Origin of the sequence: Streptomyces sp. NPDC058880, from assembly GCF_042742535.1 — a bacterium.
Taxonomy (GTDB): domain Bacteria; phylum Actinomycetota; class Actinomycetes; order Streptomycetales; family Streptomycetaceae; genus Streptomyces.
Window position 1 is genome coordinate 1 of record NZ_JBHYMC010000024.1, and the last position, 13,555, is coordinate 13,555.

The following is a 13,555-nucleotide window of genomic DNA, read 5'->3' on the forward strand; positions in this document are numbered from 1 at the left end:
CGGAGTGAAGGCCTTCCACTGGAGGTCGCGGACGTAGGTCTGCGGGCTCCCGCCGAAGATCCCGTCGATGTCGCCGGAGGCGTAGTTGAGGCCGGACAGGCCCGCGCCGGCGATCGAGGGGACGTGCCCGGAGTGGTCCGGGGCGCGGCGCCCCCGTGGTGGCGGGAGGCCGGGCCGGTCAGGCGGTCTCGGCGATGTCCGCGTAGCCCTCGATCTCCTGCGGGTCGCGCCGGCCCGGACCGGTGTAGCGGGCCGACGGGCGCACCAGGCGGCCGGTGCGCTTCTGCTCCAGGATGTGCGCCGACCAGCCCGCGGTACGGGCGCAGCTGAACATGGAGGTGAACATGTGCGCCGGGACCTCCGCGAAGTCCAGCATGATCGCGGCCCAGAACTCCACGTTGGTGGCGAGCACCCGGTCGGGGCGGCGCGCGTGCAGCTCCTCCAGGGCGGCCTTCTCCAGGGCGGCCGCCACCTCGTAGCGCGGCGCGTCCAGCTCCTTGGCCGTGCGCCGCAGCACCCGGGCGCGCGGGTCTTCGGCGCGGTAGACGCGGTGCCCGAAGCCCATCAGGCGCTCGCCCTTGTCGAGGGCCTTCTTCACATACGCCACGGCGTCACCGGTGCGCTCGATCTCCTCGATCATGCCGAGCACGCGGGACGGCGCGCCGCCGTGCAGCGGGCCCGACATGGCGCCGACGGCGCCGGAGAGGGCGGCCGCCACGTCCGCACCGGTGGAGGCGATGACGCGGGCGGTGAACGTGGAGGCGTTCATCCCGTGCTCGGCGGCGGAGGTCCAGTAGGCGTCGACGGCCTTGACGTGCTTCGGGTCCGGCTCGCCCCGCCAGCGGATCATGAACCGCTCGACGACGGACTCGGCCTTGTCGATCTCGCGCTGGGGGACCATGGGCAGGCCCTGGCCGCGGGCGGACTGGGCGACGTACGACAGCGCCATCACGGCCGCGCGCGCCAGGTCGTCGCGGGCGGTCTGCACGTCGATGTCCAGCAGCGGTTTCAGACCCCACACGGGGGCGAGCATCGCGAGCGCGGACTGCACGTCGACGCGGATGTCACCGGAGTGGACCGGGATGGGGAAGGGCTCGGCGGCCGGGAGACCTGGGTTGAACGCCCCGTCGACCAGCAGGCCCCAGACGTTCCCGAAGGAGACGTGGCCGACGAGGTCTTCGATGTCGACGCCCCGGTAGCGGAGCGATCCGCCTTCCTTGTCCGGTTCGGCGATCTCGGTCTCGAACGCGACGACCCCTTCGAGCCCGGGTACGAAGTCGGACATCAGGCGGCTCCTCAGATAGTGCGAACACGCGCGGCTCCCGGCGTGACTCGCGGTCCGGCGCGGTCATCCCCGTTGATGCCCGGCAGGGCCGATGGTCATCCGTGCGGGGACCTTCGGACCGGCCCCAAGATTTTGGCCGCTACGCCCCGGCTGCGGAAGCGTGACATACGGCACACCGCCGCGGGTTCACCTGCGGCAGGATGGCCGACGTGACCGATCAGGACATTGACCCCGCAATGATGCGCAAGCAGTACCGCTCGGAGATCGTCCACGAGGAGAGCCTCGCCGAGGACCCCATGGAACAGTTCGCCCGGTGGTTCCAGCAGGCGGCCGACTCGCACCTCTTCGAACCGAACGCCATGGTCGTCTCGACGGCCACCCCCGACGGGCGGCCCAGCTCGCGCACGGTGCTGCTGAAGCAGTTCGACAGCCGGGGGTTCGTGTTCTTCACCAACTACGCGTCCCGCAAGGGGCGGGAGCTCGCGCGGAACCCGCACGTCGCGCTGCTCTTCCCCTGGCACCCCATCGCCCGCCAGGTGATCGTCACCGGTACGGCGGCCCGCATCGGCCGCGACGAGACGGCGGCGTACTTCCGGTCCCGGCCGCACGGCTCGCAGCTGGGCGCCTGGGCCAGCGAGCAGTCGAGCGTGATCGGCTCGCGCGCGGAGCTGGACAGCCGCTACGCCGAGCTCGCGGCGCGCTACCCGGAGGGCGAGCAGGTTCCGGTGCCGCCGGAGTGGGGCGGTCTGCGGGTGGTGCCCCGGGAGATCGAATTCTGGCAGGGCCACGAGAACCGGCTGCACGACCGCCTCCACTACGTGCTGGAGGGTGACGAGAAGTGGCGTCTGGAGCGGCTCTGCCCCTAGGCGTCAGGCGTTCTGTCCCCGGGAGCGTCGTCCGCCCGGAGGGCGGGCGGCCCCGCGGCGTCCGGGGCGTGCGATCGCACGGCGGAGGGCGTCGAGGGGCGGGCGGGTGGGCGGGACCTTCGCAACGGGCCCCGGGCCCCGGGGCCCGTCCCGCGGGAGCGTGGACGCAGACGACCCGCGAGCTCGGGTTCCTCTCCTGCAGTGAGAGGAGCCGGCCGGACGTGCCGGCGAGCCCGCGGGTCGGGTGACTGCTTGGGATTGGCGCCGGGCGATCCGCCGGGCACCGCACTGGGTGCGCTGCTGACGACGGGCCCTAGCCCGCAGCCACCTCACGCGTCCGGTTTCCGTACATTTCGGGAACCACCTCCCTTCTCGTGTGCCTCAGAGCCTAGGTAGCCCCGGCGGCGGCCACAACCGTTTTATTTCCCGCGCTCGCCGCCGGACCGTGCGACCGCCCCGCCCGGCCCGACCGGATTTCGTGTCCCCAATCCGGCGAAAGCGGTGTGGTGTGGGTCACGTTCGAGTTCAATGATCTGACGTGCCGCATACGCGAACACCTGCTGGGGGTTCCAGGTGAGTGCTTCCGGACGTGACGAGACCGCCGACGACCTGCTCGCCGCGCTGCTGGACGGGATGGACGCCGCGCTGTGCGCCTTCGATTCCGACGGGGTGATCACCCACTGGAACCGTGAGGCCGAGCGGATCCTGGGCTGGTCGGCCGGGGAGGCCGTCGGGCGCAAGGGATTCGAGGGGTGGGCCGTGCGGGCCGCCGACGCGCAGGACGTGCAGGACAGACTGATGTCCGCCCAGCACGTCCCCGGCCGCCACGTCCACGAATTCGCGCTGCTCACCAAGGACGGCGGGCGGGTCCTGGTACGGACGCAGTCCGCCGGGGTGCCGGGTGCCGACGGCTCGCCCGCGGGGGTGTACTGCGCCTTCAGCGAGGTGCACGCGCAGATCGACCTGGAGCGGTCCATCGCGCTGAGCGAGGCCCTGATGGAGGACGCCTCCTGGGGCGTCGTCCTCGTCGACGTCGACCTGCGGCCCGCCGTGGTCAACACGCACGCCGCGCGGGCCTTCGGGACCACCGGCACCGCCCTGCTCGGTCGGCCCCTCGGGGAACTGCTGACCCAGGGGGTGGAGGAGCTGGAGGGTGCGCTCCAGCACGTGCTCGCGGAGGGGGCGCCGCCCGCGCCGGTCGAGATATGGGTCTCGGTGCGTACGGCGGAGGGCGTGCGGCGCCGGTGCTGGCGGTGCGGGTTCCTGCGGCTGGCCTCGCCGCTCGCGGAGGAACCGGTGCCGCTCGGCGTCGGCTGGCTGATCCAGGACGTCACCGAGGCCCGGCAGGAACAGCTCGATGCCGCGCAGGCGCGGTTCCGGTCCCACCAGCTCCACCGCGCCGGGCGGGCCGCCGCCGAATGCGAGGATCCGGCGGAGGCGGCCGCCGTGCGCCTGGACTTCGCGCTCGCCGGCTTCGCCGAGCACGCGCTGCTGGACGTCCTGGACCCGGCGGTCGACTCCGAGCGGCGCAGGCTCCTGCGGTGCGCCGCGTCGCCGCCCGCACTGCCGGGGCCCGGCTCGATCCCCGTGCGGTACGCGGCCGGGCACCCGGCGCTGCAGGCGCTGGACCGGATCGGCTCGGTGCGCACCAGCGCCCCGCGCGGCGAGGCGGACGCGGAGTGGGCGCGGGCCCGGCAGTGGCCCGAGGACGTGGCGCACGTGCTGTGCACGGTGCTGCGCAGCCGGGGTCGGACCCTGGGGGCGCTGACGTTCCTGCGCGGGCCCTCGCGGGTGGCGTTCGAGCGCGCGGACGCCGCGTACGCGGAGGAGGTGGCGGCTCGGGTCGCGGCGGACCTGGATCTGGCGACGCGCCCGCCGGGCCACTGACGCGGGCGGGCCCGGCGGCGGGCGCGGTCGGGGCCGTTTCGAGCGGGCCCGGCGGTCAGGGGCCGCCGGTGTCGGCCGGGGCGGTCAGTGGCGGAAGAAGATCCGGTCGCCGTACTCCTGCATGACGCGGCCGTTCCACTCGTGGCCGCCGTCGACGTTGCCCGAGCGCAGCAGCGGAGGCTCCAGGCCGCGGGCGGCCAGTTCCCCGGCTGCTGTCGCCATGACCGCCTGCATGATCGCGCTGGTGATGACGGTGGAGGCGGGGGCGAAGGGGGCGTCGATGCCGTCGAGGCTCAGTTCGGCGTCGCCGACCGCGATCTTGCTGTCGAGGACGACGTCGCAGTGGTCCTTGAGGAAGGTGCCGGAGGTGTGTCGCGACCTGGTTCCGGTGGCGTACGCGACGGAGGTCACGCCGATGACCTTGAGGCCGATGGCGCGGGCGTTCATGGCCATCTCGACCGGCAGGGCGTTGCGCCCGGAGAGGGAGATGATCACGAGGACGTCGCCCTCGGAGGCGGGGCTGCTGTCGAGGACGGCGCCGGCGAGGCCGTCGACCCGTTCCAGCGCGCTGCCCAGGGTGGCGGGCATGACGTCGACGCCGGCCGTGCCGGGGACGGCCAGGAAGTTCATCAGGGCCAGGCCGCCGGCCCGGTAGACGACGTCCTGTGCGGGCAGCGAGGAGTGTCCGGCGCCGAAGGCGAAGAGGCGGTTGCCGGCTGCGACGGCGTCGGCGACGAGGCTGCCGGCCTCGGCGATGTGCGGGGCCTCCTCGTCCCGTACCCGCTCCAGCAGGCCGATGGCGGCGTCGAAGAACTGACCGGCCAGCTTGCTCTCGCTCATACGCCGATGGCCCTTCCAGAGGTGGGGTGCGTCCGTGTCCGCCGCTCACCGTGCGGTCTGGACCAAGGGCCTGTCAATACCGCCGTCCCTGCCGTGTCCGAAGCGCGGGGCGATGTCCGGGACGGGTCTTGACCCCTTGGCACGGGACGATTGTCGGCCTCATGCGTCAGAATTGGGGCAGGGCCAGCGCACGCAATCCGAGGGGCACGAATGTCCGGACTGATCGATACCACGGAGATGTATCTCCGCACCATCCTCGAGCTGGAAGAGGAAGGCGTGGTACCCATGCGCGCCCGGATCGCCGAAAGGCTGGACCAGAGCGGGCCGACGGTGAGCCAGACGGTGGCGCGCATGGAGCGGGACGGCCTGGTGGCCGTCGCCACCGACCGCCACCTGGAGCTGACCGACGAAGGCCGGCGGCTCGCGACGCGCGTGATGCGCAAGCACCGGCTCGCCGAGTGCCTGCTCGTCGACGTCATCGGGCTGGAGTGGGAGCAGGTCCACGCCGAGGCCTGCCGGTGGGAGCACGTGATGAGCGAGGCGGTGGAGCGGCGGGTGCTGGAGCTGCTCCGCCACCCGACCGAGTCGCCGTACGGGAACCCGATCCCCGGGCTGGAGGAGCTGGGGGAGAAGGCCGAGGCGGAGCCGTTCCTGGAGGACGGCATGATCAGCCTGTCGGAGCTGGACCCGGGCACCGAGGGCAAGACGGTGGTCGTGCGGCGCATCGGGGAGCCGATCCAGACGGACGCCCAGCTGATGTACACGCTGCGCCGGGCGGGCGTACAGCCCGGTTCCGTGGTGAGCGTGACCGAGTCGCCGGGCGGTGTGCTGGTCGGCAGTGGTGGCGAGGCCGCGGAGCTGGAGGCGGAGATCGCCTCGCACGTGTTCGTGGCGAAGCGCTGATCCCGTAGGGTCCCCACCTCTACGGATCGGCCCTCGGCAGGGTTCGGTCCCGGCGCCTCGCGGCGCCGGGACCGGTCCTCCCCGGTGTGACCTGGAGCCCCGAGCTCTCAAGGTCGTCCCCTCGGACCGTCTTCCCCGAGCGGCCCGCCTCCCTGTTGAAAGGATCTCCATCGGCAGCGGCGGTCAATCCTTGAGCAAGGTCACTCGAAAGAGCGGTGTTGTGGGCGAGAACCCCGTTTTCGAATGAGGGTTCGATAATCTGGCGGGGAGCGAAGGGGGTGCATCTGCGGTGGTACAGCGCGTTGATGTGACAGGGGCCCAAGGTGTTCGGCTGGCCGCCTGGCAGTTCCGAGAACCGGTCGCCGAGACAGCTCCCCGCCCCGGAGTGCTGTTACTGCACGGGCTGATGGGGCGCGCCTCCCACTGGGCCGCCACCGCCCGCTGGCTCGGCGAACGCCGCCGCGTCGTGGCCCTGGACCAGCGCGGACACGGTCACAGCGACCGCCCGCCCGACGGCGCCGCCCCGCACACCGCCCTGGGCCGCGAGGCCTTCGTGGCCGACGCCGAAGCCGCCGTGGAACAGCTCGGCCTCGCCCCCGTGACCCTGATCGGCCACTCCATGGGAGCGCTCACCGCCTGGCAGCTCGCCGCCCGCCGCCCCGACCTGGTCGCCGCCCTCGTCATCTGCGACATGCGCGCCTCGGCACTCGGCGCGGCCTCCCAGCGCGATTGGGAGGAGTGGTTCCACCTCTGGCCCCTGCCCTTCCCCACCCAGGACGCCGCCCGCCGCTGGTTCGGCGAGGACGACCCCCGCGTGGAGCGCCCCGACCCCGGCCGCGGCGCCTTCTTCGCCGAGGTCATGCACGAGGCCGCCGACGGCTGGCGCCCGCTCTTCTCCCGCCGCCAGATGCTGACGGCCCGCGAGACCTGGGTCCACGACGCCCACTGGGAGGAGCTGGCCCAGGTCCGCTGCCCGACCCTCGTGGTCCGTGGCCTCGACGGCGAACTGGGCCGCGCCGAGGCCCAGGAGATGGTCCGCGTCCTCCCGGCCGGCCGGTACGCGGAGATCCCCGACGCCGGCCACTACCTCCACTACGACCAGCCCGCGGCCTGGCGCGCGGTCCTGGAACCCTTCCTGGACGACATCCCGGCCCCCGCGCCCTGACCCACCCGGCCCCGACCCAGCCCCCCACCGGGCGTCCCCCGCGCCGGGTCGCCCCTCTCCCGGCCGGATCCGTAGGCCGGTGCGGGAGCGGGGCGCCGGGCGGCGTCAGCCCTTGCTGACCGCCAGGAGGATCTCGGGGAGCTTGCGCGACACCGTGGGGGCCGCGAGCCGCAGGCCCGCCCAGGCAGCCAGCCAGCCCCAGGCGACGCCGACCGGAAGCACCACCCAGGAGACGTCCCGGAGGCCGGCGGTGTTCAGCCAGATCGCCAGGACGATCACCGGCGCGCACACCAGCGCCGACCCCAGCATCCCGCCGGCGATGCCGCCCCAGGCGAGCCCGGCCTGTCCGGGGGCGACGTTCTTGAAGGCGCCGTCCGTCGGGATGGAGTACGGGAAGCGGGCCGAGGCCAGCGCTCCCGTGCAGAGCATCGAGCCCAGCAGCGCGAGGGCCACGCCCACCCCTGCGGGGAAGGCCTGCCAGTCGTCCACCAGGGCGGCGGTGACCGCCGTGACCAGGACCGTGTACGGGACGGTGACCAGCGCCAGCGCCGCCGCACGGGCCCGCAGCTCCACGTACGCCTCACGGGCGTTCGAGATGGTCTGCGCGACCATCCAGAATGCCGAGGTGTCCTGCCCGAACTGGTTGTACATCTGCACGCCGAGCATGCCCGCGCCGAAGCTGCCGAGGTAGACCGACCCGGTGCCCTGCAGCGCGTTGAAGACCGGCACGATCAGACCGATGGCCAGCGCGGTCACCCAGGCCGACTTGGTCTTCGGGTCACGCGCGACGTAGCGCAGGGTGCGCTGCATGGAGGCGCCCGTCCGCCCGCCCGGCAACAGCGACCAGAAGCCGCCGCCGGCACCACCGCGGTCCTTGACCGGTCCGGAGGCCGCGATCGTCGAACCGTCCGGCGTGACCATCAGCCGGGTCAGGCTGCGCTCCCAAGCCCAGGTCAGGCCGGCCACGGCGGCCACGCTCAGCGCCAGTTGGGCCGCCGCCCGGCCGTACGCGCCCTCGCTGACGGAGTCCACCATGCCGACGGCGGTCGCCGGCGGCAGCCACCGCACCACCGCCTCGACGGGCTCCAGCGTCGACAGGCCCCCCGCCTGGAAGAGGCTCTGGCTGGCGAAGTTGGCCAGCTGCGCGCCCACCGCGATCACCAGGCCGCTGAGGAGCGCCAGATCGCGCCCCTTGCGGCTGGTCAGCAGGCGCACGTTGGCCGTCGCCACGGCCCGCGCCAGGGTGACGCAGCCCAGCAGCAGGAGCGGCACAGCCACCGCGGCGGCCACCGCGCCGGCGGCGCCGCGGGCGACGGCTGCCACCGAGCCGATCGCCAGGCACAGCGTGAACAGCGGCCCGATGCCGACGAGCGAGGCCGCGAGCAGGGCCCGTACCAGAGGACGTGGGCGCAACGGCAGCATCACCAGCCGGCTCGGGTCCAGGGTCTCGTCCCCGGTGGGGAAGAACAGCGGCATGAACGCCCAGCCGAGCGCCAGGATCGCGGCCACGATCACCACGACGGTGCCCGCGTGCGCGTTGCCGCGCAGCAGGCTCAGCCCGAGGGTGATGAAGAAGCCGACCACCAGCGCGAAGGCCAGCGTCGAGAAGTAGGCGGCCTTGCGCTTCGAGGAGCCCTTCAGCCCGTTGCGCAGCAGCGACAGCTTGATGCGGAGGAAGATCGGGGTCAGCGCGGGCGGAGCGGCGGGGACCGCCGTTGCGTCGGAGCTCCGGGAGGTGCCGGAGGCGCCACCGGTCCCGGCGGGGGCGGCGGGCGCGCTCATCGCGTGACCGTCCCGGAGGTCCCGGGGTTGCCGCCGAGCCAGTCCAGCGACTCCCCGGCCGTGTCCCGCCCGTGCGCGCCGACCAGTTCGAGGAAGGCGGCCTGGAGGGAGGGTGCGGAGCCCCGTACCTCGGCCAGCGGGCCCGCGGCGCGGATGCGGCCGGCGGCCATCACGGCCACCCAGTCGCACAGCGACTCCACCAGCTCCATCACGTGGGAGGAGAAGACGACCGTGGCACCGGACGCGGTGTAACGTTCCAGCACTCCGCGGATGGTCTGCGCCGACACCGGGTCGACACCCTCGAACGGCTCGTCCAGGAAGAGCACTTCGGGATTGTGCAACAGGGCCGCGGCCAGGCCGATCTTCTTGCGCATGCCGGTCGAGTAGTCGACGACCAGCTTGTGCTGCGAACCGGCCAGGTCGAGGATGTCCAGCAGCTGAGTGGCCCGCTTGTCGGTCTCCTCGCCCGGGAGCCCGCGCAGACGGCCCATGTAGCCGAGCAGTTCGCGCCCCGACAGCCGCTCGAAGAGCCGCAGCCCCTCGGGCAGTACGCCGATCCGCGCCTTCACCCCGGCCGGGTCCGTCCACACGTCGTGCCCCGCGACGACGACCCGCCCCAGGTCGGGACGCAGCAGCCCGGTCACCATGGACAGCGTGGTCGTCTTGCCCGCCCCGTTCGGCCCCACGAGGCCGATGAACTTCCCCGCGGGAAGCTCCAGGTCGATGCCGGCGACGGCCACCTGGTCGCCGAACCGCTTCCACAGACCTTCCACGCGCACGGCGGACGGCGCGGTTCGCGCGCCGTCCGCCCCGTACGTCCCACCCGTCGCATCGCCCTGGTCCGGCATGCGCCTGCCTCTCGTCACACGTCCCCGTTGGTCGTTCTTCCCTCACGATAGGAGGAGGGGGAGAGGCCCTGTCCGTTACGTATGTCATGAGTTTCCGGGGCAGATCGCACACCGTCGGCCCCGCGCCCGGGACCCCACGCCGCCGGCCCCGCGCCGGGGTCTCAGCCCTGGCGTCGCTTGCGCTCCGCCGCGGCCTCGCTGCCGCACGCGTACGCCAGCGCGTCGATCAGCTCCTCCGTGTCCGGCAGCCACCGGTTCGCGGGCGTGGGCCGGCGCGCCCACTGGACCGCGCCCCGGCCGCCGAAGCGGGTCGGCGGGGCGGCCACGTACTCGCCCTCGCCGCGCGCCGTCAGGTCGATCGCGGACGGCGACCAGCCCAGCTTGCGCACGAGGTCGGCGACCTTGACGCCGGCCCCCGGCAGCACGAAGAACAGCATCCGGTGGTCGGGCGTCAGCGTGACCGGTCCGAGGGTCCGCTGCATGCGCTCCAGCCGGGCCAGCGCCAGGAAGCCGGCCGAGTCCGGCACGTCCAGCGCGTCGAAGGTCCGACCCGTCGGCAGCAGGATCGACGCCCCCGGGTTCTTCCCCCACACCCGGCGCACCTGCACCGCGCTGCCCGTGGCGTGCGCCGCCCAGTCCTTCACCGCCGCGTGCGCGCCGGGCGCCGGGCAGTCCGCGGCCCCGCAGGAACAGAGCTCGCGGCCGTCCCCGGGCTCCAGCCAGGTGCCGGCGAAGACATCCCAGTGCCGTTCTTCCGCGTACCGCACGGCATGGTCCAGCAGCTGCTCTCCGCGCTGCGTGGGGATGGGTGCGGTCTCCGTGACTCCCATGGTCTCTTCCACGACCATCACAACTGCCCGCGTCACCCGTGGTTACGGGCGTCAACCCGCCCGCGCGCGGAGCATCGATCCTGCAAACGGGGCGCACTGATGCACGCGTGGGGGCGCGTAGGAGGCCGGGGCGCTGTCGCTGGGTAGCGACACGACGCAGAGCGGAAGATTCTCCGCACATCAGGCGGGAAGTGATCATTCCAACGGATCCACCCGCGTCCAGCAGGGGGTTTTCATGGCAGCCAGGCCTCTCGTCGCCCGCCAGCCGAACGAACGGCTTCAGGCGCTCATCCAGGAAGCCGGGTGCTCGAACGCCGGGCTCGCCCGGCGCGTCAACATGTGCGGGGCCGAACACGGCCTCGATCTGCGCTACGACAAGACCTCCGTGGCCCGGTGGCTACGCGGCCAGCAGCCGCGCGGCCGGGCTCCCGGCATCATCGCCGAGGCGCTCGGGCGCAAACTCGGCCGGACCGTCACCATCGACGAGATCGGCATGGCCAACGGCAAGAACCTCGCCTCCGGCGTCGGCCTGCAGTTCTCCCCGACCGTCATCGGCGCGATCGAGCAGGTCTGCGAGCTGTGGCGCAGCGACGTCGGACGACGCGACTTCCTCGCGGGCTCCAACGTGGCCGCCTCGGCGCTCGTCGAGCCGAGCCGCGACTGGCTGATCACCGGCGCCGACACCCAGGTGGCGCGCAGCGGCGGCGCACGGGTCGGCATGTCGGATGTGGAGGCGGTACGGGCGACCACCGAGGCCCTCAAGGACCTCGACCACCGCTTCGGCAGCGGCCACGTCCGGCCGGTGGTCGTGCACTACCTCAACTCGGTGGTGTCGGGGCTGATCGGCGGCTCCTACCGGGAACCCGTCGGACGGGCCCTGTTCGCGGCGGTCGCCCGGCTGACGGAGCTGGCCGGCTACATGGCGGTGGACACGGGCCAGCCGGGCCTCGCGCAGCGCTACTACATCCAGGCGCTACGGCTGGCCCAGGCGGCCGGGGACCGCGCGTACGGGGGTTACGTACTGGCGGCGTCCATGAGTCACCTCGCGGCGGAGCTCGGCAACCCGCGGGAGATCGCGCAGTTGGCGCGGGCCGCGCAGGAGGGGACCCGCGGGCAGGTCACCCCGCGGGTCGAGGCCATGTACTACGCCGCCGAGGCGCGCGGGCACGCGCTGCTGGGCGACGCCCGGGCGACGGGGGTGCTGTCGGCGCGTGCGCTGAGCGCGCTGGAGCGGGCGGAGCCGGAGTCGGGCGACGACCCGGTGTGGATCCGGCACTTCGACGAGGCCTACCTCGCCGACGAGTTGGCCCACTGCCACCGCGATCTGGGACAGGCGGACGCGGCGGCCCGGCAGGCCGAGGAGGCCTTGCGCCACCTCCCGGCGGGCAAGGCGCGCCGCCGGGCCATCGGGTTGCTGCTGCTGGCGGCCGCGCAGGTGCAGCAGCGAGAGGTGGAACAGGCCTGCCGGACGGCCACCCAGGCGTCGGAACTGCTGGAGGGGCTGCGCTCGAACCGGGGCGCGGAGTACCTGGAGGACTTCAGGACGAGGCTGGGGCCGTACCGGGAGGAGGAAGCGGTACGGGAATTCGCCGCGCGGGTCGCCTGACGGCTCGCCCGGCGGCGGGTGCGGCGGCGGGTGCGGCGGCCGGGCCGGCCGGTCCGGAGCGCGGACCGGGTATCCGTCCGCGGCGCCGCTGCGCGGGCGCCGCGTGCGGGCCCCCGGGCCTCGATGCCCGGCGGGGCTGGTTCCCGGGGTGCGGGTGGTCTCACGGTGGCGGTGCGTGACCGGGTAGCGTGGCCGGGGTTCCGTACGGTCGGGCGAGTCGGAGAAGGAGTCCCGGTGACGCAGAGCGGACAAGGGGGCGCCCCACAGCCGGGTGCTCCGTGGGGCCCGGACCCGGCGTCTGGGTATCCGGCGTACCCCGAGCAGCCGCAGCCCGGGGCCGCCTACGGTTACCCGCAGGCCTACCCCGGTCAAGAGGCGGCGCCCGGGCACGTGGTCGGGCCCGGCTACGAGGGTCCTGGTGCACCGCACGGCTACGGCTATCCGCCGCTGCCCGAGGCCGCCACCCAGTACATACCGCCCGTCCCGGCCGCTCCCGCGGAGGCCGCGACGCAGTACATACCGCCCGTCCCGCAGTATCCCGGGCACGACGAGGCGGCGACCCAATTCATCCCCCCGGTGTCGGCGGGCCCCGCGGGCCCCGCTCCGGCGGAGGCGGCGACGCAGTACATCCCGCCGGTCCCCTCCGATCCGGGCCCCGGTGCTCCCGCCGCCTCCGCCGTCGAAGGGTTCGACGGCCTGTTCCGCGGTGACGACTCCGCCGGGCACACCCAGCAGCTGCCGCCCGTGCAGGAGCCCGTGCTGCGGGGCCGTCCGCCGCAGCGGCCCTACCCGCCGCGCGCGCAGGCCCCCGTACCGCCGCAGGCGCACCAGCCCCACCCGAACCAGCAGTACGCCCCGCCCCCGCCGGCGGACTCCTCCCGCAAGGTCTCGCCCGCGATCATCGGCGCCGTCGTGATCGGTCTCGCCGTCGTCGGTCTCGGCGTGGGCTCGCTGCTCGGCGACGGCAAGCCCCGCAACAGCGACCCGGGCGCCGTGCCCGTCGCGCCGACCGCGAGCGGCGGTTCGGCCCCTGCCGGCGAGGCCCCGGTCGATCCGGCCCGCTCGCAAGCCGTCCAATTGGACAAGCTGCTCGCGGACAGCAACGACAGCCGGGCCGCGGTGATCAAGGCCGTGGAGGACATCAAGGGCTGCGCCAACCTCGACCAGGCGGCCTCGGACCTGCGCGACGCGGCCCGTCAGCGCGAGGAACTCATCACCCGGCTGGAGGAGTTGAAGGTCGACAAGCTGCCCGACCACGCCAGGCTGTCCGCTGCCCTCACCAAGGCCTGGCAGGCCTCGGCGGACGCCGACAACAGCTACGCGGAGTGGGCGGACGAGGTGCACGACGACAAGTGCAAGGGTGGCAAGGCCAAGGCCACCAAGAACGCCTCCGAAGGCAACAAGTCGAGCGGTGAGGCGACCAGGGCCAAGGAGTCGGCCGCGGGCATGTGGAACACGATCGCGGCCAAGTACGGACTCACCAAGCGAGACAAGTCCCAGCTCTGAGCCTCCCCGGGATCTCCCCGGGGCGACTCCGGAGCGA

At 73.5% G+C, this 13,555-nt stretch carries 11 protein-coding genes; 6 read left to right on the plus strand and 5 right to left on the minus strand.

All coding sequences use genetic code 11. The features are described from left to right. Nucleotides 1–178: 178 nt before the first annotated feature. Entirely contained in the window at nt 179–1,285 is a 1,107-nt protein-coding gene (locus tag ACFW2G_RS16210; RefSeq protein ID WP_030964724.1) for a citrate synthase 2, read from the minus strand. 200 nt (nt 1,286–1,485) lie between these two features. Between ACFW2G_RS16210 and pdxH the strand changes: the two genes are divergently transcribed. Both pdxH and ACFW2G_RS16220 read left to right on the plus strand, forming a co-directional pair. Further along, nucleotides 1,486–2,151, plus strand: a complete 666-nt coding sequence (gene pdxH, locus ACFW2G_RS16215; RefSeq protein ID WP_384452943.1) for a pyridoxamine 5'-phosphate oxidase — start codon at nt 1,486–1,488, stop codon at nt 2,149–2,151. Between the two features lie 573 nt (nt 2,152–2,724). Beyond that, nucleotides 2,725–4,038 carry a PAS domain-containing protein gene (locus ACFW2G_RS16220; RefSeq protein WP_384452940.1) on the plus strand — a complete coding sequence of 438 codons (1,314 nt, stop codon included), beginning with the start codon at nt 2,725–2,727 and terminating at the stop codon, nt 4,036–4,038. 84 nt (nt 4,039–4,122) lie between these two features. On the opposite strand, the gene ACFW2G_RS16225 is transcribed toward ACFW2G_RS16220, so the two are convergent. Continuing rightward, nucleotides 4,123–4,878 (minus strand): SIS domain-containing protein, encoded by a 756-nt coding sequence (locus tag ACFW2G_RS16225; RefSeq protein ID WP_384584151.1) that lies wholly within the window; start codon nt 4,876–4,878, stop codon nt 4,123–4,125. Between the two features lie 210 nt (nt 4,879–5,088). Here ACFW2G_RS16225 and ACFW2G_RS16230 point away from each other — a divergent pair, with 210 nt between their 5' ends. Together ACFW2G_RS16230 and ACFW2G_RS16235 are read left to right on the plus strand one after the other, a co-directional pair. Further along, a complete protein-coding gene (locus tag ACFW2G_RS16230; protein WP_030665907.1) occupies nt 5,089–5,781 on the plus strand; it encodes a metal-dependent transcriptional regulator in 693 nt (230 codons plus the stop codon). A gap of 289 nt (nt 5,782–6,070) precedes the next feature. After that, complete coding sequence (locus ACFW2G_RS16235; protein WP_037924853.1) at nt 6,071–6,946, plus strand: alpha/beta fold hydrolase; 876 nt, start codon at nt 6,071–6,073, stop codon at nt 6,944–6,946. Between the two features lie 105 nt (nt 6,947–7,051). On the opposite strand, the gene ACFW2G_RS16240 is transcribed toward ACFW2G_RS16235, so the two are convergent. From ACFW2G_RS16240 to ACFW2G_RS16250, 3 genes are all read right to left on the minus strand, one after another. Beyond that, a complete protein-coding gene (locus ACFW2G_RS16240; protein WP_384452935.1) occupies nt 7,052–8,728 on the minus strand; it encodes a transporter in 1,677 nt (558 codons plus the stop codon). Further along, complete coding sequence (locus ACFW2G_RS16245; RefSeq protein ID WP_037924858.1) at nt 8,725–9,576, minus strand: ABC transporter ATP-binding protein; 852 nt, start codon at nt 9,574–9,576, stop codon at nt 8,725–8,727. Before ACFW2G_RS16245 ends, ACFW2G_RS16240 begins: the two co-directional genes overlap by 4 nt. Nucleotides 9,577–9,737: 161 nt before the next feature. Further along, nucleotides 9,738–10,406, minus strand: coding sequence for a bifunctional DNA primase/polymerase (locus tag ACFW2G_RS16250; RefSeq protein WP_236647731.1), 669 nt, complete (start codon nt 10,404–10,406; stop codon nt 9,738–9,740). Between the two features lie 235 nt (nt 10,407–10,641). Here ACFW2G_RS16250 and ACFW2G_RS16255 point away from each other — a divergent pair, with 235 nt between their 5' ends. Further along, on the plus strand, nt 10,642–12,012 hold the full coding sequence (locus tag ACFW2G_RS16255) for a transcriptional regulator (protein WP_037924863.1): 1,371 nt from the start codon (nt 10,642–10,644) through the stop codon (nt 12,010–12,012). A 234-nt stretch (nt 12,013–12,246) separates the two neighbouring features. Continuing rightward, nucleotides 12,247–13,518: a hypothetical protein gene (locus ACFW2G_RS16260; RefSeq protein WP_384452927.1), complete on the plus strand. Its 1,272-nt coding sequence runs from the start codon at nt 12,247–12,249 to the stop codon at nt 13,516–13,518. Nucleotides 13,519–13,555: the final 37 nt, after the last annotated feature.